This window comes from Pandoraea captiosa (genome assembly GCF_902459775.1).
Classification (GTDB): domain Bacteria; phylum Pseudomonadota; class Gammaproteobacteria; order Burkholderiales; family Burkholderiaceae; genus Pandoraea; species Pandoraea captiosa.
This window is the reverse complement of the sequence record NZ_CABPSQ010000002.1, coordinates 1-23657: the sequence shown is the minus strand read 5'-3', so window position 1 is coordinate 23657 and position 23657 is coordinate 1. Positions and strand designations below refer to the sequence as shown.

Annotated in this window: 19 protein-coding genes and 1 pseudogene; 11 read left to right on the top strand and 9 right to left on the bottom strand. The window is 62.0% G+C overall.

Annotation, left to right across the window (positions count from 1 at the left end):
• Positions 1 to 88: 88 nt before the first annotated feature.
• The gene (locus PCA31118_RS05500; protein WP_174990351.1) at positions 89 to 1306 is read right to left on the bottom strand and encodes an MFS transporter; all 1218 of its coding nucleotides are present in this window, start codon (positions 1304 to 1306) and stop codon (positions 89 to 91) included.
• 322 nt (positions 1307 to 1628) lie between these two features.
• Between PCA31118_RS05500 and trpS the strand changes: the two genes are divergently transcribed.
• Positions 1629 to 2669: a tryptophan--tRNA ligase gene (gene trpS, locus PCA31118_RS05495; protein ID WP_150623839.1), complete on the top strand. Its 1041-nt coding sequence runs from the start codon at positions 1629 to 1631 to the stop codon at positions 2667 to 2669.
• A gap of 116 nt (positions 2670 to 2785) precedes the next feature.
• Here the strand turns inward: trpS and PCA31118_RS05490 are convergent, their stop codons facing one another.
• The 7 genes from PCA31118_RS05490 to PCA31118_RS05460 form a co-directional block, all read right to left on the bottom strand.
• Positions 2786 to 3244, bottom strand: a complete 459-nt coding sequence (locus PCA31118_RS05490) for a hypothetical protein (RefSeq protein WP_150623837.1) — start codon at positions 3242 to 3244, stop codon at positions 2786 to 2788.
• Positions 3245 to 3315: 71 nt separating this feature from the next.
• Positions 3316 to 4470 carry a hypothetical protein gene (locus PCA31118_RS05485; RefSeq protein WP_150623835.1) on the bottom strand — a complete coding sequence of 385 codons (1155 nt, stop codon included), beginning with the start codon at positions 4468 to 4470 and terminating at the stop codon, positions 3316 to 3318.
• A 283-nt stretch (positions 4471 to 4753) separates the two neighbouring features.
• On the bottom strand, positions 4754 to 6001 hold the full coding sequence (locus tag PCA31118_RS05480; RefSeq protein ID WP_150623833.1) for a metal-dependent hydrolase family protein: 1248 nt from the start codon (positions 5999 to 6001) through the stop codon (positions 4754 to 4756).
• 69 nt (positions 6002 to 6070) lie between these two features.
• On the bottom strand, positions 6071 to 7351 hold the full coding sequence (locus tag PCA31118_RS05475) for an MFS transporter (protein WP_150623831.1): 1281 nt from the start codon (positions 7349 to 7351) through the stop codon (positions 6071 to 6073).
• Positions 7352 to 7598: 247 nt separating this feature from the next.
• On the bottom strand, positions 7599 to 8501 hold the full coding sequence (locus PCA31118_RS05470; protein ID WP_150623829.1) for a LysR substrate-binding domain-containing protein: 903 nt from the start codon (positions 8499 to 8501) through the stop codon (positions 7599 to 7601).
• Positions 8502 to 8545: 44 nt separating this feature from the next.
• Positions 8546 to 9937, bottom strand: coding sequence for a class II fumarate hydratase (gene fumC, locus PCA31118_RS05465; protein WP_150623827.1), 1392 nt, complete (start codon positions 9935 to 9937; stop codon positions 8546 to 8548).
• A 270-nt stretch (positions 9938 to 10207) separates the two neighbouring features.
• Positions 10208 to 11083 (bottom strand): LysR family transcriptional regulator, encoded by an 876-nt coding sequence (locus PCA31118_RS05460; protein ID WP_150623825.1) that lies wholly within the window; start codon positions 11081 to 11083, stop codon positions 10208 to 10210.
• Positions 11084 to 11480: 397 nt separating this feature from the next.
• On the opposite strand from PCA31118_RS05460, the gene PCA31118_RS05455 reads away from it, so the two are divergent.
• Positions 11481 to 13127: a GMC family oxidoreductase gene (locus tag PCA31118_RS05455; RefSeq protein WP_150623823.1), complete on the top strand. Its 1647-nt coding sequence runs from the start codon at positions 11481 to 11483 to the stop codon at positions 13125 to 13127.
• Positions 13128 to 13258: 131 nt separating this feature from the next.
• Here PCA31118_RS05455 and PCA31118_RS05450 read toward each other — a convergent pair whose 3' ends face one another.
• Positions 13259 to 14095, bottom strand: coding sequence for a hypothetical protein (locus PCA31118_RS05450; protein ID WP_150623821.1), 837 nt, complete (start codon positions 14093 to 14095; stop codon positions 13259 to 13261).
• 674 nt (positions 14096 to 14769) lie between these two features.
• Here PCA31118_RS05450 and PCA31118_RS05445 point away from each other — a divergent pair.
• From PCA31118_RS05445 to PCA31118_RS05405, 9 genes and pseudogenes are all read left to right on the top strand, one after another.
• A complete protein-coding gene (locus PCA31118_RS05445; RefSeq protein WP_044457509.1) occupies positions 14770 to 15549 on the top strand; it encodes an ABC transporter ATP-binding protein in 780 nt (259 codons plus the stop codon).
• A gap of 8 nt (positions 15550 to 15557) precedes the next feature.
• The gene (locus PCA31118_RS05440; protein ID WP_150623819.1) at positions 15558 to 16337 is read left to right on the top strand and encodes an ABC transporter ATP-binding protein; all 780 of its coding nucleotides are present in this window, start codon (positions 15558 to 15560) and stop codon (positions 16335 to 16337) included.
• Positions 16338 to 16413: 76 nt separating this feature from the next.
• Entirely contained in the window at positions 16414 to 17607 is a 1194-nt protein-coding gene (locus PCA31118_RS05435; protein WP_150625125.1) for an ABC transporter substrate-binding protein, read from the top strand.
• Between the two features lie 100 nt (positions 17608 to 17707).
• Positions 17708 to 18592 carry a branched-chain amino acid ABC transporter permease gene (locus PCA31118_RS05430; RefSeq protein ID WP_044457507.1) on the top strand — a complete coding sequence of 295 codons (885 nt, stop codon included), beginning with the start codon at positions 17708 to 17710 and terminating at the stop codon, positions 18590 to 18592.
• A gap of 11 nt (positions 18593 to 18603) precedes the next feature.
• Positions 18604 to 19602: a branched-chain amino acid ABC transporter permease gene (locus tag PCA31118_RS05425; protein ID WP_044457506.1), complete on the top strand. Its 999-nt coding sequence runs from the start codon at positions 18604 to 18606 to the stop codon at positions 19600 to 19602.
• A 659-nt stretch (positions 19603 to 20261) separates the two neighbouring features.
• The gene (locus PCA31118_RS05420; protein WP_150623817.1) at positions 20262 to 21044 is read left to right on the top strand and encodes a sulfite exporter TauE/SafE family protein; all 783 of its coding nucleotides are present in this window, start codon (positions 20262 to 20264) and stop codon (positions 21042 to 21044) included.
• A 170-nt stretch (positions 21045 to 21214) separates the two neighbouring features.
• On the top strand, positions 21215 to 22360 hold the full coding sequence (locus PCA31118_RS05415; protein ID WP_150623815.1) for an ABC transporter substrate-binding protein: 1146 nt from the start codon (positions 21215 to 21217) through the stop codon (positions 22358 to 22360).
• Positions 22361 to 22617: 257 nt separating this feature from the next.
• The gene (gene hpaR / locus PCA31118_RS05410) at positions 22618 to 23115 is read left to right on the top strand and encodes a homoprotocatechuate degradation operon regulator HpaR (RefSeq protein WP_150623813.1); all 498 of its coding nucleotides are present in this window, start codon (positions 22618 to 22620) and stop codon (positions 23113 to 23115) included.
• Positions 23116 to 23384: 269 nt separating this feature from the next.
• Positions 23385 to 23657 (top strand): annotated as a pseudogene (locus tag PCA31118_RS05405) (branched-chain amino acid ABC transporter permease); the annotation flags it as partial.

Sequence of the window (23657 nt, the reverse complement as noted above, 5' to 3'; positions counted from 1 at the left end):
CCGCTTTCCGCCAGTGTGTCGGATTGCGGGGGCTGAGATGCGACGAAGTACGGTGGGCGTGAGCGATGTTTTGTCTCACGCCCTATTTTTATCGATGAGGCTTGTCCTGCGAGACGGGGACCGCCGCGGCGAATATCCCAAGTCCGACTGCCGTGGCGCCGGCGCAAAAGAATACGAACTCGAGACTGGTGATGTTCGACAGGGCGCCGCCCAACAGGGGGGCAACGATCATCAATAGGATCTGTGTACTCCGTGCAGTCGACGTTACCGTTCCCAGGACTTCGCGCGGACAGTGTTGCTGAAACGTGAGCATCACCAACATACTGCCTACACCGTATGCGAATCCGTTGACGACCCATAGCGAGAGCATGGTGGAAGGCGGTATGACCACGTCTGCGTAAACCATGACGGCAGGCGTCAAGACGGTAGCGCCGAAGAGTATTGACGACGTCGCGAGTAAAGTACGTGGCGACAGGTGTTGCACAGCGGTCTTGAATACCAGTGACCCAAGGATGGCGCCTGCTGCGGTGCACCCGACAATATTTCCGAAGGTACCGTCGGAATACCCGCGGGCCTTCAGGAACAAAGCGAGCAAGGCATCATAAAAGCCGAGTACGAACGCCTGGCATAACGTAACAACAAAGACTCGGCGCAAGCGTGGATGATTTCGCAAAACCGCGCAAAAGACGGCCCAGACAGGACGGGAGCCATTGGAGCCATTCAAGCCGCCGGCGCCACTTGCAGACTCGTAGTTTACCGACGGTCGTCGAGACAGCAGAATGACGCCGGTCATGCTCAGCGAAGCAGAAATGGCAAATCCTGGCAGGCGACATGCCACGCACATTGCAGCAAAAAGCGGAGCGAACAGCTTCGCCCCTTGGTCAATCAGGGCGACGCGGCTCGTATTGGCCACAAGCGCTTCATTGTTCAGCAATCGCCTAAACAACAATTGTTCTGCCGGGCCGGGAAGAAGATTGGCGAGGCCTTTCAACGCGATGCACACCAGAAAAATGGGAAGGGTGGGCGCGAGCCAAAGCGCCAACGCCGCTGTCGCCCGCAGGACATAGCTCCAGCGGAGCATTGACCATGGACAATGCCGGTCAACGACGGCCCCGACCCAGGGGCCGGCAAGTACGCCGGGAACGCCATAGAGCATCATGGCAAGACCGATGACCACGGTGTCGACGGTCCACTGAAACGCCAGACTTTCGAAGATCAAAGTGAAGTCTATCCACAGAACCGCGGCGCCAATCGCACGCGAGGCAAGCAGGCGCAGGTAGCTTCTTTCGCGCAAAGCAGAGGTCAAAGCAAATCTCTCAGTGGTGGCGCCGTGAGGCGGGGGGCGCATCTTGATATCCGGGGTTCCGTGGCGCTATTCCATTTGGACATTCCCTTTCGGTGTGGCGTCATCGGACTTCCGACATGACCCTGAAGCCTGGAACAGACTTCGTTTCGAACGGCTTCAGCCCCCGTTTCCATGTCGATGGCGCGCGATCGGGTGCCGTCGGCGGTGTCTCACCGAGCATCCTTGCGCGTGATGGAGAAGCAGGCTGTGGGAGGGGTTTCTGTACCGTCGTCGGGCCGACGCGCTACCATTCGGGGAGTGACGCTTGATTACGGAGAGGAAAATGAGTGTTTCGAAGGCGCCTGCGGATCGCAAGGTGATCCTCACGGGTGACCGTCCGACGGGCCCGCTGCATCTGGGCCATTACGTCGGTAGTCTGAAAAACCGTGTTGAATATCAGCACGAGTACAAGCAATTCATTCTGGTCGCCGACGCACAGGCCCTGACCGACAACACCGACGATGAAGGCAAGGGCCGCGACAAGGTCCATCGCAATGTCTCCGAGGTGGCGCTCGACTATCTGGCCGTCGGCATCGACCCGGACGTCACGACCATCTGCGTGCAGACCTGGCTGCCCGAGCTGACCGAACTCACGTTCTATTACCTGAACCTGGTGACCGTGGCGCGGCTGGAGCGTAACCCCACCGTCAAGCAGGAAATCAGCCTGCGCAACTTCGAACGCGATATTCCGGCGGGCTTTCTCACGTACCCCGTGAGCCAGGCCGCTGACATCACGGCATTTCGCGCCACGCTGGTGCCCGTGGGCGAAGACCAGCTGCCGATGATCGAGCAGACCAACGAAATCGTGCGCCGCCTCAATCGCATGGCCAACCGCGAGATCCTGACCGAAGCGAAGGCGCTCGTGCCGCCGATCGGTCGCCTGCCCGGCATCGACGGCAAGGCCAAGATGAGCAAGTCGCTGGGCAACGTCATCAACATTTCGTCGACGCCCGACGAGATCCGCGCCGCCGTGAAGAAGTGCTACACGGACCCGCTGCATCTGAAGGTCGAAGATCCGGGCCACCTGGAGGGGAACGTGGCGTTCGCGTACCTCGACGCGTTCGATCAGGACAAGGAAGGCTTGCAAGCCCTGAAGGATCATTACGTGCGGGGCGGTCTGGCGGACTCGAAGGTCAAGGCGCGTCTGGAAGAACGCCTGCAGGAAATGCTGCGCCCGATGCGCGAGCGTCGCGAGCAGTATGCGAAGAACCCGGACTACGTGTGGGACATGCTGCGCGCCGGTACCGAACGGGCGCGCGAGACCGTTTCGCAAACGCTCGACGACGTGCGTTCCGTGTTCGTCACGCCGGGCTGGAAAAAGTAACCCGCACAGACAACAACCGCAGTCGCAGGCTATGCGTGCCCCGCGCCGCACACTGCCCCCTGACGCGTTGGCGCGATCGCCAATACTCAGGGGGCAGTGCTTTTTGTGCGCGCTGTTTAGTGAGGTCCGCCCGCTTCAGGCGGTTGGGAAATAGCCGTGTCCGGTATTGGCGCGACCGGGTCGTGCGCCGTTTGGGGAACGTGGCTGGCGTCTTGCAGGGCTTGCCGCGTGACCGACGTCGATGTCAGCGACTCGGCGGCGAGCCCCGATCCGACGTCGGACGGTGTCGGCGATTTCGATTCACAGCGCTGCATGTCGCGCTCGAATGTCTCGCCGACATGCGCTTGCGCGTCGTTCGGGGGTGATGCGCCCTGCACTTCGCCGGACCGCTCGCCCGGCGTCCTGCGCTCGAGCATCTCCAATATCTGTGCGGCTTCTTCGGTAAGTTTCTGGGCGCGTTCGAACATGAGCGCGATCTCGTTTTCATAGAGCAGAAGGCGTTCCCGCGTCGAGAAGGCGACGCCGGTAGATGCGGCAATCTCGCTGGGCGCAGAGGCGGTAATCCTTGGCAACATGGTGATGTCCTGTTTGCGATGTCGCGATGAAGTAAAAGAAGGGGGATTTCGGGGTGTTGGGTGTGACGCCGCTAAGACACCGTGAGCTTGTGGGCAATAGTGGCTTGCGTCGTTTCCAGCCCCCCGAGCACGTTGGTCAGTCGCTTGAGCTGCTGACCCAGGTCGTCAGCCTCCAGCCATCCCGCGGCGGACTGCCGCGCACAGATGCCCGTGCTGATCACCACGTACACATTGCGCACCCGTTCGATGCAGCCCGACATTTCGGCCCAGCCCCGATTGCGGGAGTAGCCAATGACGCTGAACATGCTGTGAATGGCACCGAGTATGCCCACGCATATCGAACCGAATTTGAGACCGAGCGCCACCCCGGCGAGGGTGGGCAGCGCGGCTGGCAACAGGGCGGCGGCGATAGCGAGCGAGGCCGATATCGCGGCAAGTGCGACGATGACGCCGATCTTCGTTTTCCAGCGCCGCCGCTCCCTCGGAATGGCGGCCGTGGCTTGCTGAAGGTATTTGTGAATGATGAGGGCGGTCTGGAACAGCGCGCGGCCTATCGCGGCGAACGCCTTCGCGACATGTCTTCGCTTCTCGAGCGCAGATAACGAATGGGGAGCGTGCAGATACTCGCGCTGAATCGCCTTGCGTCGCGTCTCGGCACAATTCACGGCATCGAGCATCATGCCGATGTCCCGCACGGTGACCTCGATATGGGAGAGCGTGACGAACGCCGCCTTCGCGTTTGGCGTGAGCGCATCGATGTCCGTGATCGTCCTTTGTGAGCCGACCGTCTTCCAGGTCCCCCAGGGCAACTGACGTGAACGGTAAATCTTCTTCATGGCCATTTCGAGTTTCGGCGGCAGCGAGTCGATGGCGAGCATGTCGTCGCCCTGCGCGCGTAACGCCGCGCCCACATGTGCGACATATTCATTGATCGCCGAGAAGTCTTCGGGCAACGGCGCGTAATCGACTTCGGCATCCACCTCCGCGAGCATTGCCGCCCATTTCTCCCGGATCGAATTCAGCTCCTTCACGATAGACGCCTTCACGCCTTCCAACGAACGGGAAGTGTCCTTTTCTTCGAGCGACGGCACGTTGCGCTGCGTCACCGTCACGTGGCGCCAGCCCTCGGAAGACGGCGCCGAGGCGGCTGACGAAACGGGTGCCGCGTTGGGGGCGAGCGAAACGCCGAAGCGCTGCGGGAAGTCGAAAGGCGCATAGGAGATCATGGTGGGGACCCTGTTCCTCGTTTTCGTGTTTTGAGGCTAGTCCCACAACTTGCGTACTGCTTCAACTTTTTGCGCATGGGGGGCGGCGCGATTGGCCCAACGACATACGTCACGAGAATAAAAAACGCCACGACGCATTCGCTGTCGTGGCGTTGTTCATCGGACGCACGCGTCGTCCTTGCAGTTAGATACGCGCGATATCGAGGCGATTCCTATCGACGTGCCTGACGTCGCGGGGTCCTCTTCTCGTCGGCGAACGGCGCCAACCCAGGGCGCCTGACGATTACGGTTGCTTGGCGACCTTGCCGTCCTTGAAGACCCAGCGAATCGCTTCGCCCTGACCGGTCAGCACGTCGATCGATTCGAGCGGATTGCCGTCGACGACCAGCACGTCGGCCAACGCGCCCGCTGCGATCACGCCCAACTCGCCGGTACGGTTCAGAATTTCGGCGCCGATCACCGTGGCCGAGCGCAGGGTGTCGGCCGCGCCCAGCACTTCGGCGCGAATCGTCAGCTCGTCGGACTGGTACTTGTGCATGTCGCCGAGCAGGTCCGAGCCGAAGCCCATCTTCACACCGGCGTCGCGATAGATCGTTAGCGATTCGCGACCGGCGCGTTGCACGCTTTCGACCTTGGCGACGGATTCCGGCGGCAAGCCGAGCGATGCGCCGTCCTTGGCCAGTGCGTCATAGGTCACGAGCGTCGGCACGACATATGCGCCTTTTTCCGCCATGAGCGTGGCCGTTTCGGCGTCGCACAGGTTGCCGTGTTCGATGGTGCGCACACCGCAACGCACGGCACGGGCAATCGCCTTCGGCGTGTAGGCATGGGCCATGACATACGTCTGCGCGGCTTCGGCTTCTGCCACGGCCGCGCGGATTTCGTCTTCCGAATACTGCGTGTTGGCGATCGGGTCGACCGGCGAGGCCACGCCGCCCGAGGCCATCAGCTTGATCTGCGTGGCGCCCTTCTGGATTTCTTCGCGCACGGCAAGACGAATGGGATCGACGCCGTCGACGACGCGTCCGATCGCCCCGGCACGGAACGCGCACGAGCACGGCTCCAGGGTGTCGCTGCGCGGACGGAAGTCGCCGTGGCCGCCGGTCTGCGAGAGCGCCTTGCCCGAGGGGAAGATGCGCGGGCCCGGAATCACACCCTGCTCGATTGCCTGTTGCAGTGCCCAGTCGGCGCCGCCGGCGTCGCGCACGGTCGTAAAGCCGCGGTTGAGCATGCCCTGCATGATGGGCAGTGACTTGAGCACGGTCAGCACGTTCGGCTGACTGGCGTTGGTGCCGAGGTTCGGGTGCGATGCGAGTACGTGCACGTGGCAATCGATCATGCCCGGCATGACGGTCTTGCCGGTGACATCGATCACCGTGGCCCCTGCGATGTCGAGCGGCGTAGCGCTCACCGCCGTAATGCGATTGCCGGTGATGGCCACATCGTGACGCTCAAGCAGGCGACCAGCGGCCGCATCGAGCACGTTGCCGCCGCGAAGCACGGTTGTCGACGTGGGAGACGTGGAGGACATGTGGGAATTCCTTGAAAAAAAAGCACAAGGCGCGCCGGGTGAGGGGGCGCGCCTTGTTCGGGGGGAAACTCAGGCCTTCGGAAGCGGCTTGACGAAGCGGGTGCCGACCAGGCTGATGGCCGCCGCGACGATCACGTAGATCGCCGGGGCCATGTTGCTGCCCGTGCGGGCAATCAGCCACGTGATGATCAGCGCGGCAAATCCGCCGAAGATCGTCACGGCGAAGTTGTATGCCACCGACAGACCGGTCGAGAGCACCTTGGCCGGGAACAGCTCCGAGAAGGCGGCGAGGATCGGGCCGGTGTAGCAGGCGATCAGCAAGCCGAACACGATCTGGAACGTGAGCAACGAGGGCAGGCCGGGGGAGACGTTCAGATACGTGAACATCGGCCATGCAAGCAACAGGATCAGCAGCGCCGAACCCGACAGGAACGGACGGCGGCCGATACGATCCGCCATGCGTCCGACGATCGGTGCGAACACGAGGATCATGGCGCCGCCAACCATGCCGGCGGTGAAACCGTTCGAGGCGGGCAGGTGCAGCACGCGCTGGGCATACGTCGGCATGTAGAACAGCAGAACGTACGTGCAGATCGTCCACAACACGACCATCGAGAAGCTCGCGAGCGTTTCCTTGGGGTACTGGGAGAAGACGTCGCGCAGCGGCGTGTCCGACTTCTCTGCGTGCTGGAACGTGGGCGTTTCGTCGATCTTGGCGCGGATGTAGAAACCGACCGGACCAATCAGCATGCCGACGATGAACGGCACACGCCAGCCCCACGATTCGAGCGACGCCTTGTCGAGTTCGGTCGTCACGAACGTGCCCACGGCGGCGCCCAGCAGCACGGCGAAGCCGATGCTCGACTGAATCCATGCCGAGTAGTAAGCGCGCTGGTTCGGCGGTGCGTATTCCGTGAGGAATGCCGTCGCGCCGCCCATCTCACCGCCGGCCGAGAAGCCTTGCAGCAAACGCGCGAGCACGATGATCAGCGGTGCGGCCAGACCGATCTGGTCGTACGTGGGCGCCAGACCGATCATCGCGGTGCCGGCGGCCATCAGCAAAATGGTGAGCGAGAGCGCTGCCTTGCGGCCCACACGGTCGGAGTAGATGCCGAGCACGATGCCGCCGACCGGGCGCATGAAGAAGCCCACGCCGAAGGTGGCCACGGCCAGCAGGAACGACGAAAGGTCGTCGCCGGTGGGGAAGAACTGCTTCGCGATAATGGCCGCGAAGAAGCTGTAGACGGTGAAGTCGAACCATTCAAGACCGTTACCGATCACCGTCGCCACGATCGCGTGACGGCGCTGGCGGGCCATGTTGTCTTGAGGCACTGCGTAGGACGCCTGCATCTGGGTCTCCCGGAGGATGGGTGGCGTCCGTCGCGTGTCTTGCACTCACGTCATGCCGGTAATACGCCTGCTTTTTTGTCGGATCACGTTCGTCGGCATGGCCTGGCGAGCGAAGTTCGGCCAATATCGCCGACAAACGTGTGCGGATAGGACAGAAAGTAGTGCAGACAAAATGACAGGCAAAGCGATAATTCCGCATGTTGCCATGCGTACAGCGCATGGCAACTTTTGAGACCTCACGTAACCCCTATGATGGGAAACGGGTTTCCGAGTAAATCCAGTTGCGGAAAATTCGCGCTGCGGCATGCTCATGACGCTCGGCAGGCCACACGAGATAGTAGCCGCCGCCCAGACTTGCCGTTGCATCGCATGCGCGAACGAGCAGTCCTGCGTCGAGGCATGGGTCGATCATGTGTCGCCAGCCCATCACCAGTCCGCCGCCTTCAATGGCCATCTGTACCAGCAGCGGGTAGTAGTTGGCGCTGACCATTCGTGGAAACTTGGGGGTATTTACGCCCTGCAACTCGAACCAGTCGGGCCACGACATCCACTTGCGCTGGCCGTCCTCGATGAACAGCAGCGTTTCGTCGAGGAGATCGGCCGGGGCCAGTTTGCGCCCGGCGAGGTAGGCGGGCGAGCAGACGGGGAAGACTTCCTCGTCGAAAAGACGCCGTCCGGCAAAGTCGGGCGGCAGATCGTTGCGTACGTAATAGACGCCGAGATCGAACTCGGACGCAGAGAGCGACGTGATGCCGTCTTTCACGATCACGCGAATCTTGATGTCGGGATGCGCTGCGCGAAAGCGCATGAGTTGCGGTGTCATCCAGAGCACGGCGACACCGGACGAACAGGCGACCGTCAGTTCCAGGTCGCCACGCCGTTTCATGAGGTCGGCCGTGGCTTCTGCGCATTCGCCGAGCAGACGCTGGATCTGCTCGGCGTAGCGTTGTCCGGCCACCGTCAACCGCAGCGTGCGATGCTCACGGGTGAAAAGCGCGCGCCCGAGAAACTCTTCGAGCTGCGCGATCTGGCGGCTCACTGCGCTTTGCGTGAGATTGAGCTCCGCCGCCGCCCGGGTGAAGCTCGAATGCCGCACGGCGGCGTCGAAAGCAATCAGACAATGCAGCGGCGGCAGGGGCGAGATCGGCATGCGCAGTGACGGTGTAACGTTGTAACGGTGCGACGGGAGGGCGCTCAGCGCTTGCCGACCATTTGCTCCGGGCGCACCCACGCGTCGAACTGCTCGGCCGTGACGTGACCCAGCGCGAGGGCGGCCGCCTTGAGCGTGGTGCCTTCCTTGTGGGCCTTCTTCGCGATCTGCGCAGCCTTGTCGTAACCGATGTGCGGATTGAGCGCGGTCACGAGCATGAGCGACTCATCGAGCAGCGAGGCGATGCGCGCGCGATTCGGTTCGATGCCGATGGCGCAGTTGTCGTTGAAACTCACCGCGCCGTCGGCCAGCACGCGCACGCTTTGCAGGAAGTTGTGAATGAGCAGCGGCTTGAACACGTTCAGCTCGAAATTGCCCATCGAGCCGCCGACGTTGATGGCGACGTCGTTACCCAGCACCTGGGCACAGAGCATCGTCATCGCTTCGCACTGAGTCGGGTTGACCTTGCCCGGCATGATGGAGCTGCCCGGTTCGTTCTCCGGAATCTGCAACTCGCCGATGCCGCAACGCGGGCCGCTGGCGAGCCAGCGCACGTCGTTGGCGATCTTCATGAAGCTGGCGGCGAGCGTCTTGAGCGTGCCGTGCGCATGCACGATGGCGTCGTTCGCGGCGAGCGCTTCGAACTTGTTCGGGGCCGTGACAAACGGCAGGCCGGTGTCGCGCGCGAGCGTGTCGGCAACCTTCTTCGCGAATTCCGGGTGCGCGTTCAGGCCGGTGCCCACTGCAGTGCCGCCGAGCGCGAGTTCGGCCACGTGCGGCAGCGCGTCGTCCACATGCCGGAGGCCATGATCGATCTGTGCGACCCAGCCGGAAATTTCCTGACCGAGCGTGAGCGGCGTGGCGTCCTGCAAGTGCGTGCGCCCGATCTTGACGATGTCGTCGTAGGCGCGCGCCTTGGCGTGAAGCGTGTCGCGCAGCTGGCCGACACTGGGCTTTAGGTGATTCACGAGGGCGTCGAGCGCGGCCACGCTCATGGCGGTCGGGAACACGTCGTTGGACGACTGTCCCTTGTTCACGTCGTCGTTCGGATGCACGAGTCGCTCTTCGCCGCGCACGCCGCCGAGCAGTTCGCTGGCGCGGTTCGCGAGCACTTCGTTCATGTTCATGTTCGACTGCGTGCCCGAGCCCGTTTGCCACACGGCGAGCGGGAATTCCTCGTCATGCTGGCCGGCGATGACTTCGTCGGCGGCCTTGATGATGGCGTCTGCCTTCTTGGCGTCGAGCACGCCCAGATCCTTGTTGACCTCGGCAGCGGCACGTTTCACACGCGCGAGCGCCCGCACGAGTTCGCGTGGCATCTTCTCGGTGGAAATCTTGAAGTTCAGCAGCGAGCGCTGCGTTTGGGCACCCCACAGACGATCGGCAGGCACGGCAATTTCACCGAAAGTATCGCGTTCCATTCGCACATCGGACATGGTCGACTCCTTGAAGACAGACTTAAATTCTAGATCGTTGAAAGAGATCTGACACGGCAGGTCGCAGGCGGACGCGCCATGCCACGGGAATGATTTGCGAGGGACACGGCCTTTTCGAATGTCGTGAAGCGAAGGCCTGAGCAGGCATATACGCATGCAGGCACGGATTATGCGCCCGATTTGCGATGCGAGGGTGTCGGGCCGGGTGTCCGAAAGGCGTGCGGGAGGGCCCCGCCCGCCACCGGCTGCCGGCGGCAGGATTTCCGGCGATCAGGCCCAGACGCTCGCCACGAGCTGCAACGCGGCGGCGATGGCGGCTTCGTCGCGCCGCGAGGCGAGCGTAACGAAGGCGAGCTCGGTGGGCACCGACACGGCGTCGGCGATCACCAGACCGTGCGCGCGCGCCTCGCGCAGCGCGATGGAGTCGCGAACCAGCGACAGCCCGATACCCGACTTGACCAGATCGAGCATGGATGGCTCCTGATCGACTTCCGCAACCTTCAGCGGGGAGACACCGACCTCGCCGAAGGCGGCGCACAGCAGGCGATGATGGGCGGACTCCGGCGGTGTCCAGATCCACGGCAACGCCGCGAGTTCGCGCCAGCCGCGCCGGGCGACCCGCTCGCGCCATCCGGCCGGGGCCAGCACCTGGTACGAGAACGGCGTGAGCGTGATCGCGTGGAATTTCCCCGGATCCGGCTGGCCGATGTAGAACCCGACGTCCAGTTCGCTTCGTTCCAGGCGTTGCAGCACATCGCCCGACATGCTGTGGCGCAAGGCGGTTTCGATCTGCGGATACGACTCCACCAGGCGCTTCAGGAATGCGCCCAGTCGCGTGAATTCGGGATCGAGAATCGTGCCGATGCGAAGGCGTCCGCGTACCGTGTCGCGCAGGGCGCCCGCGGCCTGCTGAAAGTCGGCTAGTGCCGAGAGCATGCGTTCGGCCAGTGGCAGGAGCGCCTGCGCGTCGCGTGTAAGCGTGAGCCCATGCGCCGTGCGGGTGAAGAGCGTGAGACGCAGCGTCTCCTGCAACGCCTTGACCTGAAGGCTGACGGCGGGTTGTGTCAGATGCAGCCGTTGCGCGGCGCGGGTGAGATTGCCTTCTCGGGCGATGGCGACGAAGGCACGAAGATGGGCGAGTTCCATGGCGCGAGGGACGGAAAGTGGGCGGCGACCGGCAACATAAGGGAATCTTATATTGCTTTTGATAATTTCTCATTGGCTTGGCGCGCGGCGCGGCAGTACGCTATGCACACCTTGCAGCGCGGGCAGGGCCGGGGCGCATTGGTTGGCTTGTCCGGGCGCTAGTGCATGTTGGCAGGCTTGTGGCATCGACGACGTCATCCGGTTCGATGCAACGAACGCGATAAACATGAGTAATTCTGATGGGATACCGGGCATTCGACCGTCCAACGTTGCGTTGACGGCGTCACGACAAAAATGAACCCGACGCGTGGGGTGACAGTCCACCTCAGTCGGGTGCCGCATCAGGGCCGGCACCGCACCATGGCGAGTGCCGCGCCATCGACGGAGACGAGCGGGAATGAGCAAGCAGGGGCAGCAGCGAACCGACCAGCAAGAGCGATTCGATTACATCATCGTGGGGGCCGGCTCGGCCGGGTGTGTGCTGGCAAACCGTCTCACGCAGGACCCGGACGTCTCCGTGCTGTTGCTCGAAGCGGGCGGCAAGGACGACTATCACTGGATTCACATCCCCGTGGGTTATCTGTATTGCATCGGCAACCCGCGCACCGACTGGCTATTTCGCACGCAGGCGGAAGCCGGTTTGAACGGACGCTCGCTCGCTTATCCGCGCGGGCGCGTGCTCGGTGGCAGTTCGTCGATCAACGGCATGATCTACATGCGCGGCCAGCGCGAGGATTACGACCTTTGGGCCGACGCCACTGGCGACGACGGCTGGCGTTGGGACAATGTGCTGCCGCTATTCAAGCGCAGCGAAGACCACTACAAGGGTGGCTCGGAATTTCATGGCAGCGGTGGCGAGTGGCGCGTCGAGAAGCAGCGTCTGTCGTGGCGCGTGCTCGATTCGTTTGCCGATGCTGCCGAGCAGATCGGCATTCCGAAAACCGATGACTTCAATCGCGGCGATAACTTCGGCATTGGCTACTTCGAAGTGAATCAGCGACGCGGCGTGCGATGGAGCGCCGCGAAGGGTTTTCTGCGGCCCGCGTCGCAACGCCCGAATCTCACGGTCATCACGGGGGCGAGTGTCAGTCGTTTGCTGTTCGACGGCACGCGTTGCACCGGTGTGGCGTATCGCGGCGGGAACGAGGATTTCACGGCGCTCGCGAACGTCGAGACCCTTCTTGCGGCGGGGGCGGTGAATTCGCCGCATCTGCTCGAAGTCTCGGGCATTGGCGACGGCGAACGGCTGCGGGGCTTCGGCATCGACGTGGTGTCGCATGTGCCGGGCGTAGGAGAGAACTTGCAGGACCACCTGCAATTGCGCACGGTGTATAAGCTGCGCGGTGCGAAGACGCTCAACCTGTCGGCGAACAGTCTGATCGGCAAGCTGACGATCGGCATGCAGTATGCGTTCACGCAGCGCGGGCCGATGAGTATGGCGCCATCGCAGCTCGGTGCGTTTGCGCGCAGTCGCGACGATGTGGCGCGTCCTGATCTGGAGTACCACGTGCAGCCGTTGTCGCTGGAGAAGTTCGGCGATCCGCTACACAAGTTCAATGCGTTCACGGCATCGGTGTGCAATCTGCGACCGACTTCGCGCGGCAATGTGCATCTGACGTCGCCCGATGTGCGGGTCGCACCGAATATCGCGCCGCATTATCTGTCCACGGACGAGGACTTGCGAGTTGCGGCGGACGCCATCAAGCTCACGCGCCGTATCGTGGGGGCGCCGGCATTCGCGCGATACGAGCCGCGCGAGTATCTCCCCGGGCCGTCGTATCAGACGGACGACGATCTGAAGCGCGCAGCGGGCGACATCGGCACGACGATCTTCCATCCCGTCGGCACGTGCCGCATGGGACGCGACGACGATGCGAATGCCGTCGTCGACGCCCAACTGCGCGTGCGCGGCGTGCAAGGTTTGCGTGTGGTGGATGCCTCCGTCATGCCGACGATCACGTCGGGCAACACCAACTCCCCGACGATCATGATCGCCGAGCGCGCCAGCGACATGATTCGCGCGGCACGCAAGGCGGGGAAATGACGCTAAGGGAGGGACAGCGATTTTCTGGGACGGTGGGCGTCAGCATGGCTTGCTCCCTGCGGTAAGGAGCGCCGCTTCAATCAGACGAGTCTTGAAGGGGATGACGACTTGATCTTTGTGCGAGGGGATTGCTACGGGAACGTAAGGAGAATGCCGCTCGCATCATCTCGACGCTTGCGGTCCGTGTTACTGGCAAGCGTCGCTTCGTGGTGCCGAACGGCGTGCAGCAACGCACCAAGTCCAGACTGGGTTGCTAATCTCAGCGCTTGCGCGGACGTCATTAACCCATAGGTGTCCCACGCTCGCGACAGGCCATCCGTTCCCACCAAGATCTGTGCAGGCGTATGGAGAGACGTTTGGAGTTTCTTGGCATTGAAGGCGCTTACCGGGTTCAGCGTGAGGGCTGAACTCAGTTCGTTGCGTTGCTGCTCGCAGCGTCTTGCCTGTAGCTGCGAAAGTCGGTCGCCGGTGAACCCGGAGTGAGGTTTCCACGGATCGTAAGTCCGAGGTACTGACAAGGGCGCTCTGAGGTCGGTGTCCAACGGAATTGGACCTTCATGCAATAGTTCGAAGCAATCGGCGTAACGATAAATTGAGACCGCGACCCTCGATGAGGAGACCACATCCATCTCCACAATCGTCGCGGCGGCTACAGGCCACTCATGCACCGGGCGCTTCGATCCTGAAGCGCTAAAGTACGCCTGCTTTATCGAAATTAGCTCCTGGTGCAATCTTGACGGCATGAAGGCGGAATCAGCCATGTTCGAAAGTGCGTCGGCCACCTTTCGCGCGAACCAACCAGCGTCTGAAATATCGTCAAACGTGGTGAATGGCGATTCCGAGAGCGTTGATGCGCCATCGATAGCCCACGCGAGAACCGATCCTGGGCGGCGAAGGTATCCGACGACATCTTCGGTAGGAATGTTCGCGTAAATACCCTCGGAAATATGCGTGACGTCCGGCATCATAACGTTGACTCTCCCTTCAATATTTGGCCGATATCGTGTCCGTGGGGCGATCCGTCACACCATGCTTTCGGTCGCAAGGCGGACCATCGCGGGCTCCCGACGGGGCACCCAAACATCGTCACATGGGGAATGGATGGCGGGTTTGGAGATATTCTGATTTCTCATCTGCACTGACGGCTTCGTGAGTCTGCGGCCGAAAAAACGACCGAAATCCCAAAAGTGCGCTGCATGGCCACGACGTTCCGCTTCACGCGGTTTTCTGTGGCTTCCCCCAAAACTTACGTAGTAATACCTAATGTATGCGGAGGTGCGCGACGATGGCTGATCGAAATCGGCTATCGGACGTGCATTTGCGTGTGCCGCAAAAGCCTTGTCGCACTAGGGCGCGGCGTGCTGTCGGTCCATGTGACCGAACGTTCTGCAACACGTGTGAGCATGCGTGTTTCGACGGATGCGAAGCCTAGTGCAAATCCCAATGATCGCGTTGCAACAAACCACACACAATAACGATTCCTTATAGGCGACCGAACCAAGAATTCGGCGTCCTTCAAAGGACGCGGGGCACTCTGCCGACGACGCCAACCCGTGCGTCATCTGCCTGCCTTGCGGTTGTCACAGACGATGGTGCCCAAGCCTTTTGCTTCGCACCGCCAACCAGGAATGTGGCAGGAGACATGGCGAACAACGATTTCATTCTCGAAACCCGCGGACTCACGAAGGAGTTCCGCGGCTTCACCGCCGTCAATGGGGTTGACCTGCGCGTCGCGCGCGGCACCATCCATGCCCTCATCGGCCCGAACGGCGCCGGCAAGACCACCTGCTTCAACCTGCTCACGAAATTCCTCGTGCCCAGCGCCGGGACCATTACGTTCAACGGTGAAGACATCACCCGCGAAGCACCCGCGCAAATCGCACGCCGCGGCATCATCCGCTCGTTCCAGATCTCCGCCGTGTTTCCGCACCTGAGCGTGCTCGAGAACGTGCGCATCGGTTTGCAACGCAACCTCGGCACCGCGTTCCACTTCTGGAGCAGCAGCCGCACGCTGCGCCAACTCGACGCCCGTGCGATGGAACTGCTCGCGGAAGTCGGCCTTACCGAATTCGCCCATACGCTTACCGTGGAGCTGCCATACGGCCGCAAGCGCGCGCTCGAAATCGCGACCACACTTGCTATGGAACCCGAACTAATGTTGCTCGACGAGCCCACGCAAGGCATGGGGCACGAAGACGTCGATCGTGTCACCGCGCTCATCAAGAAGGTGTCGGCGGGCCGCACGATTCTGATGGTCGAGCACAACATGAACGTGATCGCCGGCATCTCCGACACGATCACCGTGCTTCAGCGCGGCGAAGTGCTTGCCGAAGGGCCGTATCACGAAGTCTCGAAGAATCCGCAGGTGATGGAAGCCTATATGGGCACAGCGGACGGCGAATTGCAGGGAGCCCACGGGTGAGGACGTCTATGTACGGAAACGGTGGTAACCAGGGTGGCGAGCGTGGCAAGGGCGGGGCAGGCGTGCCCGCACTGGAAGTCGAAGGACTTCAGGCCTGGTACGGCGAGTCGCACATTCTGCACGGGGTGGATCTGACGGTCGGGCGTGGCGAAGTCGTTACGCTGCTCGGTCGCAACGGGGCGGGGCGCACGACCACGCTGCGCGCGATCATGGGACTCACGGGGCAGCGTCAGGGCTCGATCCGTATCGCGGGGGAAGAGACCATTCATCTTCCGACGTACAAGGTCGCGCACCACGGCGTGGGGTATTGCCCCGAGGAGCGCGGCATCTTCGCGAGCCTGTCATGCGAAGAGAATCTGTTGCTGCCGCCGTATATCGGCATGAGCGGCAATCGTCGCGAAGATGGCGGGCGTGGCATGTCGCTCGAAGAAATTTACGACATGTTCCCGAACCTCAAGGAGCGACGCCACAGCCAGGGCACGCGCCTGTCCGGCGGCGAGCAACAGATGCTGGCCGTAGCGCGCATTTTGCGCACCGGCGCGAACCTGCTGTTGCTCGACGAAATCTCCGAAGGCCTTGCGCCGGTGATCGTGCAGACATTGGCCCGCATGATCACCACGCTCAAGGCGCGTGGCTACACCATCGTGATGGTGGAACAGAATTTCCGTTTTGCGGCTCCGCTGGCCGATCGCTTCTATGTGATGGAGCACGGCAAGATCGTGGAGCGCTTCGGCGCTCCGGAGCTGGAGACGAAGATGCCGGTGCTGCACGAATTGTTGGGCGTATGAGGTGAGCTACCCGGTGCGTTCGCGTGCCGGGCGATGGACCCAGGCGATCAAATCCACGAAGGAGACGAAGATGACGATGCGAATGAAGGCGTTGGCCGTTGCGGCTGCGTTCGGTTTTGCGGCAATGGCCTCGCAGGCCCATGCCGATGGCAACACGGTGAAGATCGGTTTCATCACCGATATGTCGGGCCTGTACACCGACATCGACGGTCAGGGCGGCGCGGAAGCCATCAAGATGGCGATTGCCGACTTCGGCGGCAAGGTGCTCGGCAAGCCGGTCGAACTGGTGACGGCCGACCACCAGAACAAGGCGGACGTCGCGGCGTCGAAGGCGCGCGAATGGTTCGACCGCGGCGGCGTGGACATGCTCATCGGCGGCACCAACTCAGGCACCGGCCTTGCGATGAACAAGGTCTCGGCCGAGAAGAAGAAGGTCTACATCAACGTGGGCGCAGGCTCCGACGCGCTGACCAACGACCAGTGCCAACCGTACGGCGTGCACTACGCCTATGACACCGTGGCGCTCGCGCGCGGCACGGGCTCGGCCGTGGTGAAGGCGGGCGGCAAATCGTGGTTCTTCCTGACGGCCGACTACGCGTTCGGTCATGCGCTCGAGAAGTCGACGGCCGACGTGGTCAAGGCCAACGGCGGCACGGTGGTGGGGCAGGTGCGCCACCCGCTCTCGGCGTCGGACTTCTCGTCGTATCTGCTGCAGGCCGGTAACTCCAAGGCGCAGGTGCTCGGCCTGGCCAACGCCGGCGGCGACACGATCAACGCGATTAAGGCGGCGAAGGAATTCGGGATCAAGGGCAAGATGCAGATCGCCGGCCTGCTGGTGTTCATCAACGACATTCACTCGCTGGGTCTGGACAACACCGAAGGCATGTACCTGACCGACAGCTGGTACTGGGACAAGGACGAGAAGACGCGCGCTTTCGCCAAGCGTTACTTCGACAAGATGAAGAAGATGCCGTCGAGCCTGCAAGCCGGTGACTACTCGGCCACGACCACTTACCTGAAGGCCGTTCAGGCGGCCGGCACCACGGATGCCGACAAGGTCATGGAGCAGCTTCGCAAGATCAAGATCGATGACATGTTCAGCAAGGGTTACATCCGCAAGGACGGCACGATGGTCCACGACATGTACCTGATGCAGGTCAAGTCGAAGAAGGAATCGAAGGAGCCGTGGGACTACTACAAGGTGGTCGCCACGATTCCGGGCGACAAGGCCTTCACTACCGAAGCCGAATCGACCTGCAAGCTCAAGTAAGCGCAGTAGCGTCAGCGTTTAGCAAAAACACGTAAGCGATGCACTGATAGCGGCGGGACGCGTGTCCCGTCGCGACCTTTCTCCCAGAGAATCGATTTCGATGGAATTCCTCGGCATCCCCCTGCCAGCGCTGTTGAGCCAACTGCTGCTGGGACTCGTGAACGGCTCGTTCTACGCCATGCTGAGTCTCGGCCTGGCAGTGATTTTCGGTCTGCTCAACGTGATCAATTTCGCGCACGGCGCGTTGTTCATGCTGGGTGCCATGCTCGCCTGGATGGGCGGCAACTATCTCGGCCTCAATTACTGGGTCATGCTGATTCTCGCCCCCGTTGTCGTGGGTGTCATCGGCATCGTGATCGAGCGCACCATGCTGCGCTGGATCTACAAGCTCGATCATTTGTACGGTCTTTTGCTGACGTTCGGCATCACGCTCGTGCTCGAAGGCGTGTTCCGCTCGATCTACGGCGTGTCCGGCCAGCCGTTCGATGCGCCTGAAGCGCTGTCCGGCGCAACCAACCTCGGCTTCATGTTCATGCCGAACTATCGCGCCTGGGTGGTGGTGGCGTCGCTCGTCATCTGCTTCGTGACGTGGTTCATCATCGAGAAGACGAAGATCGGTGCGTATCTGCGGGCAGGCACGGAAAATCCGAAGCTCGTGGAAGCGTTCGGCGTGAACGTCCCCCTCATGATCACGCTCACGTATGGCTTCGGTGTTGCGCTCGCCGCGTTCGCCGGCGTGCTGGCTGCACCGGTCATCCAGATTTCGCCGTTGATGGGGCAATCGATGATCATCACCGTGTTTGCGGTGGTCGTGATCGGTGGCATGGGCTCGATCATGGGCTCGATCGTCACGGGGCTGATGCTCGGTGTGATCGAAGGTTTCACCAAGGTGTTCTACCCGGAAGCCTCGGCGACCGTGGTGTTCTTCATCATGGTGATCGTGTTGCTGCTGCGCCCGGCTGGGCTGTTCGGCAAACAAAAGTAAGGGGCGGAACAATGCAACAACAGATGCCACAACGCGTGCTGTATTCCCTGCTGCTTCTTGCGCTGATCGTCGCGCCGTTCGCCGGCGCGTATCCGGTCTTCGTCATGAAGGTGCTGTGCTTTGCGCTCTTCGCGTGCGCGTTCAATCTGCTGCTGGGCTTTACCGGGCTGCTGTCGTTCGGACATGCGGCGTTTTTCGGTAGCGCCGGTTACATCACGGGGTACGCGATTCGCAATCTTGGATTCACGCCGGAAGTCGGGATTCTGGCGGGCGTGATCGCGGGCGCTGTCCTGGGGCTGGTGATCGGCTTGCTCGCGATTCGCCGCCAGGGCATTTACTTCGCGATGATTACGCTGGCGCTCGCACAGATGCTTTATTTCTTCTGTCTGCAAGCGCCGTTCACCGGCGGCGAAGATGGCCTGCAAGGTGTGCCGCGCGGCTCACTTTTCGGCGTGCTGCCGCTCGACTCGGATCTCACGCTGTATTACGTGGTGCTTGCGATCTGCGCGGCGGGGTTCCTGCTCATCATGCGTATCGTGCATTCGCCGTTCGGTCAGGTGCTCAAGGCGATCAAGGAAAACGAGCCGCGCGCCATCTCGCTGGGGTACGACGTCGATCGGTTCAAGCTGCTCGCCTTCGTGCTCTCGGCCACGCTGGCCGCGCTCGCGGGCTCGACCAAGACGGTCGTGCTCGGCTTCGAGACGCTCACCGACGTTCACTGGACGATGTCGGGCATGGTGATTCTGATGACCCTTGTCGGCGGTCTCGGGACGATGCTCGGACCGGTCGTGGGGGCGGTGGTGATCATCGTGCTGGAAAACAAGCTCGGCGATATCGGCTCCTGGCTTGCAACGGCCACCGGTGTCACGTGGTTCCAGACGCTCGGCGAGTCGGTCACCATCGTGATCGGTGCGATCTTCATCATCTGTGTGCTCTCGTTCCGGCGCGGGCTGGTCGGTGAGCTTACGGCGCGCAGCCGGTTTTTCCGGACGATGTCGCAGCAGTCGTAGGCATGGCATCGGCGTTCGAACAACGCCGCAAGCGCCCGGCGAAACGGGGCAGAGGGGAGATGGGGGGATGTCCGGGCAGGCGCTGACGCATGGCGGATGCACCGGTGTGGGGCATCCGCTCATCACCCTGGCGCACGAATGTCAGAAAAAACCTAATTTGTAGGGGTAAATGCTGACTTGTGGTGCATTGGGTGCTCCTTTATTCTCTCTCTCAGTTCGCGTCACGGCAGGATATAGGGGCGAGGAACGAGGAGACAACAAGCGCGATAACGCGCACCGCCAAAAAAGAAAGCGCTGTTGGAGCAGACTCCAACAGCGCTTTTTATATTGTGCTTCGCGCCTTCGTACCTTCGTACCTTCGCACCCGGCGAAGCGATCACATGCCGACCGACCGGCGTCCCGCAATTTCCGCAGTTTCCGCCATATTCGCCATTTCTGCGATCACGCTGCCCCATACGGTTCGCTCGCATTTCCCCGTCAAACTCGCATCGTTGCCGCGCCGATTCGTCTATTCGGGCGGCGATTTCGCCATGTCGCGAGAATTCACCCCTTCATGTACGCGCAATGCGCAATAAAAGCGCTATGCTCGCCGTTTTCGTCTGGCGGTCCGCAATGTGCGGAAATGCCTGTGTGGCGCGAGCGCCTTGTATGGGGAATGTATGTTGACGAGTTGGGCGCTGACCGATTTGCTGATGCTCGCCGGTGGCGCATTTCTGGCCGGTCTGGTCGATGCCGTGGTCGGTGGTGGCGGGCTGATTGCTGTGCCGACGCTGTTCGCCGTCTTTCCCAATGCCGCGCCGCCGCTGCTGTTCGGCACCAACAAGATGGCGGGTATCTGGGGCACGGCCTCTGCCGCGCTGCGTTATGCGCGCGGCATTCAACTGCGCTGGGCCATCCTTCTGCCCGCCACGCTCGCGGCATTCGTCTTCTCTTTCTGCGGTGCCTATGCCGTCACGCACGTGCCAGCCGACATGCTGCGCAAGCTGTTGCCGTTCGTGCTGGTGGCCGTGGCGGTCTACACGCTGCGCAAGAAGGATTTCGGGACGGTGCACGCCCCTGTGAGGGGCAGCAGCGGGGTGACCCTCATGGCGATCGCCGTGGGCGGCGCCATCGGCTTTTACGACGGTTTCTTCGGCCCGGGCACGGGCAGCTTCCTGGTGTTCCTGTTTGTCCGCCTGTTCGGTCAGGATTTCGTGAACGCGTCCGCGTCGTCGAAGATCGTGAACGTGGCGACCAACCTGGCGGCCCTGCTGCTGTTCGGCATGGGCGGACACGTGTGGTGGCAGGTCGGGGCGGGCATGGCGGTGATGAACGTCCTGGGCAGTCTGGTCGGCAGCCGTCTCGCGCTCAAGCATGGCGTGGGCTTCGTGCGGCGCATGTTCCTCGGCGTGCTCGCGGTGTTGATCGTGAAGACGGGCTACGACGCCTTTTTGCGTGGCTGATCACGCAAGATCGGGCATCATCGGGGGCGGCCCGCTGTGGTGGATGCCACACGTGGGGAAACCGCACTTTACGAACTGGCATCGGTGCCCGTAAGATGGGCGTCGATTTACCGACTGCGCGGTCGGTTAATGTAAAAAAACGAATTCGAAATTTTTGTGAGGAGACCCAAATGAAACTGAAGTTGCTGTGCATGGCATCGGCCATGATGCTCGTCGCGGGCGTTGCGAACGCTCAGGTGAAGATTGGCGTGTCGCTGTCGGCGACCGGCCCGGCGGCTTCGCTGGGCATCCCCGAGAAGAACACGATTGCGCTGATGCCGAAGACGATCGACGGCCAATCGGTGCAGTACATCGTGCTGGACGACGCGACCGACACGACGACGGCCGTCAAGAACATGCGCAAGCTGATCAGCGAAGACCATGTCGACGCCGTGCTCGGCTCGACCGTCACGCCGAACTCGCTGGCCATGGTCGACGTGGCGGCGGAGACGCAGACCCCGGTGATTTCGATGGCCGCCGGTGCCGCTATCGTCGAACCGATGGACGCCAAGCGCACGTGGGCCTTCAAGACCCCGCAAAACGACATTCTGATGGCGACCGCTATCGCGAAGCACATGGCTGACAGCGGCGTGAAAACGGCCGCATTCATCGGCTTCTCGGATGCCTACGGCGAAGGCTGGTACAAGGAGTTCCAGAAGGCCGCAGACCTGAACAAGATCAAGATCGTGGCGAACGAGCGCTTCAATCGCGCAGATACGTCCGTCACCGGTCAGGCGCTGAAGATCATGGGCGAGAACCCGGACGCCGTGCTGATCGCCGGTTCGGGCACGCCGGCAGCACTGCCGCAACGCACGCTCAAGGAGCGCGGCTACAAGGGCAAGCTGTATCAGACCCACGGCGTGGCGAACAACGACTTCCTGCGCGTTTGCGGTAAGGACTGCGAAGGAACCTACTTGCCGGCTGGCCCGCTGCTCGTCGTCGAGCAACTGCCGAACGACAATCCGGTGAAGAAGTCGGCGGCTGCTTACAAGGCGGCTTATGAAAAGGCCTATGGCGCCGGCTCGATCTCGACCTTCGGTGGCCACGCCTGGGACGGCGGTCTGCTGCTGCAAAAGGCGATTCCGGTCGCGCTGAAGAAGGCCAAGCCGGGCACCGCAGAGTTCCGCGCAGCCCTGCGCGACGCGCTGGAAGGCGTGAAGGACATGCCGGGCACCGCCGGTATCTTCAACATGAGCAAGAACGACCACAACGGTCTGGATCAGCGCTCGCGTGTGATGGTGCAAATCGTCGACGGCAAGTGGAAATTGGCGAACTGATGCGCGTCGGGGCTGCCTATAGCATGCAGGCATGCCCCGCTGTCACATCAGAAGTCATTGCGGTATCGATGTCCGGTTTGACCAGCCGGGCCGAAAGAACGGGCGTTCGCGCCCGTTTTTTTTAAGCGTGGTAGTTTCGCGCATCGCAAAGAGACGGCAGGACATGCATTTGCGAGCGGCACATGAGAGGCCGCATTGTCCCAACCTGATCGCCGCAGCCGGGGGGCTGAACGGCCGATCCTTTCGAGCGTAAATCCATGACGGGTGAATTCGAACACCGCAACCTATCTCTGGTGTTGCTGCAATCGCGCGAAGCGGTAATGGGGCTTTTTCGCCCCTTGCTCAATTGCTACGACATCACGGAACAACAATGGCGTGTCATACGGGCCGTCAACGATAGCGAATCCGGGGAAATGGAAATCGGGCAGGTCGCGCGTGAGTGCTGCATTCTGAGCCCCAGTCTCTCCGGCATGCTCGAACGCATGGAGGCGTCCGGTCTCATCATGCGCCGCCGGGTGGCCGCCGATCAGCGCCGGGTGATGGTGTCGCTCACGCCGTCGAGCCGTGCCCTGTGCAAGAAGCTCGGGCCGCTGGTCGAGGAGCGGTATCGCTATCTGGAAGACAAGGTCGGGCGCGACACACTCGCCGAAATCTACCGGTTGCTCGACGTCGTACGTGAGGCGCTGCCTGCGGAAGTGCTGGCCGAAGCGCCATCGCTGCCGACCAAGCCGCGCCGCCGCCGCAAGGCGGCCTGAGCCGGTCGGGGGCAAGAAGGGGATGAGAAGCGAGTGAGAAGGGAGTGAGATGGCGAGGTCAGTGGAGACCGGACTTCGCCGTCTCAGTAGTCACCCGGGTTTTACCAATGCATAACGATTTATACAATTCATAATTCGCTGCACTGCCGCACGGGGATGTGCGGGTGTGTCGATGTGAAGGGGAACGGGGCGGCAGCGCGCCGCACCGTGCATCACACCGGCTGTCTCGCCAGCCGGTTCAAGAAGTACTCAAACGAAGTGAGAGGAGCATGGATCTTTCGATTGCAGCCATCCTGGCGCAGGACGGCATCACCACGGGTGCGATTTATGCCTTGTTGGCATTGGCGCTCGTGCTGGTGTTCTCCGTCACCCGCGTCATCTTCATTCCGCAGGGCGAGTTCGTGTCGTATGGCGCGCTCACGCTAGCGGCACTCCAGACCCAGAAGTTTCCGCTCACGAGCTGGCTGCTCGTGGCGATGGGCATCTGCACGTTCATCGTGGAGACGTCGGGTGTGCTGCGTCATAGCGAGCGTCGCAAACTC

Excerpts from the sequence above, each read along its gene's own strand:
- PCA31118_RS05490 (WP_150623837.1), bottom strand. The coding sequence starts at position 3,244 with ATGTTGCCAAGGATTACCGCCTCTGCGCCCAGCGAGATTGCCGCATCT.
- PCA31118_RS05435 (WP_150625125.1), top strand. The coding sequence starts at position 16,414 with ATGCGAATGAAGGCGTTGGCCGTTGCGGCTGCGTTCGGTTTTGCGGCA.
- PCA31118_RS05445 (WP_044457509.1), top strand. The coding sequence starts at position 14,770 with ATGGCGAACAACGATTTCATTCTCGAAACCCGCGGACTCACGAAGGAG.
- PCA31118_RS05425 (WP_044457506.1), top strand. The coding sequence starts at position 18,604 with ATGCAACAACAGATGCCACAACGCGTGCTGTATTCCCTGCTGCTTCTT.
- trpS (WP_150623839.1), top strand. The coding sequence starts at position 1,629 with ATGAGTGTTTCGAAGGCGCCTGCGGATCGCAAGGTGATCCTCACGGGT.
- PCA31118_RS05470 (WP_150623829.1), bottom strand. The coding sequence starts at position 8,501 with ATGCCGATCTCGCCCCTGCCGCCGCTGCATTGTCTGATTGCTTTCGAC.
- PCA31118_RS05480 (WP_150623833.1), bottom strand. The coding sequence starts at position 6,001 with ATGTCCTCCACGTCTCCCACGTCGACAACCGTGCTTCGCGGCGGCAAC.
- hpaR (WP_150623813.1), top strand. The coding sequence starts at position 22,618 with ATGACGGGTGAATTCGAACACCGCAACCTATCTCTGGTGTTGCTGCAA.
- PCA31118_RS05420 (WP_150623817.1), top strand. The coding sequence starts at position 20,262 with ATGTTGACGAGTTGGGCGCTGACCGATTTGCTGATGCTCGCCGGTGGC.
- PCA31118_RS05450 (WP_150623821.1), bottom strand. The coding sequence starts at position 14,095 with ATGATGCCGGACGTCACGCATATTTCCGAGGGTATTTACGCGAACATT.
- PCA31118_RS05430 (WP_044457507.1), top strand. The coding sequence starts at position 17,708 with ATGGAATTCCTCGGCATCCCCCTGCCAGCGCTGTTGAGCCAACTGCTG.
- PCA31118_RS05460 (WP_150623825.1), bottom strand. The coding sequence starts at position 11,083 with ATGGAACTCGCCCATCTTCGTGCCTTCGTCGCCATCGCCCGAGAAGGC.
- PCA31118_RS05440 (WP_150623819.1), top strand. The coding sequence starts at position 15,558 with ATGTACGGAAACGGTGGTAACCAGGGTGGCGAGCGTGGCAAGGGCGGG.
- PCA31118_RS05455 (WP_150623823.1), top strand. The coding sequence starts at position 11,481 with ATGAGCAAGCAGGGGCAGCAGCGAACCGACCAGCAAGAGCGATTCGAT.
- fumC (WP_150623827.1), bottom strand. The coding sequence starts at position 9,937 with ATGTCCGATGTGCGAATGGAACGCGATACTTTCGGTGAAATTGCCGTG.
- PCA31118_RS05475 (WP_150623831.1), bottom strand. The coding sequence starts at position 7,351 with ATGCAGGCGTCCTACGCAGTGCCTCAAGACAACATGGCCCGCCAGCGC.
- PCA31118_RS05415 (WP_150623815.1), top strand. The coding sequence starts at position 21,215 with ATGAAACTGAAGTTGCTGTGCATGGCATCGGCCATGATGCTCGTCGCG.
- PCA31118_RS05485 (WP_150623835.1), bottom strand. The coding sequence starts at position 4,470 with ATGATCTCCTATGCGCCTTTCGACTTCCCGCAGCGCTTCGGCGTTTCG.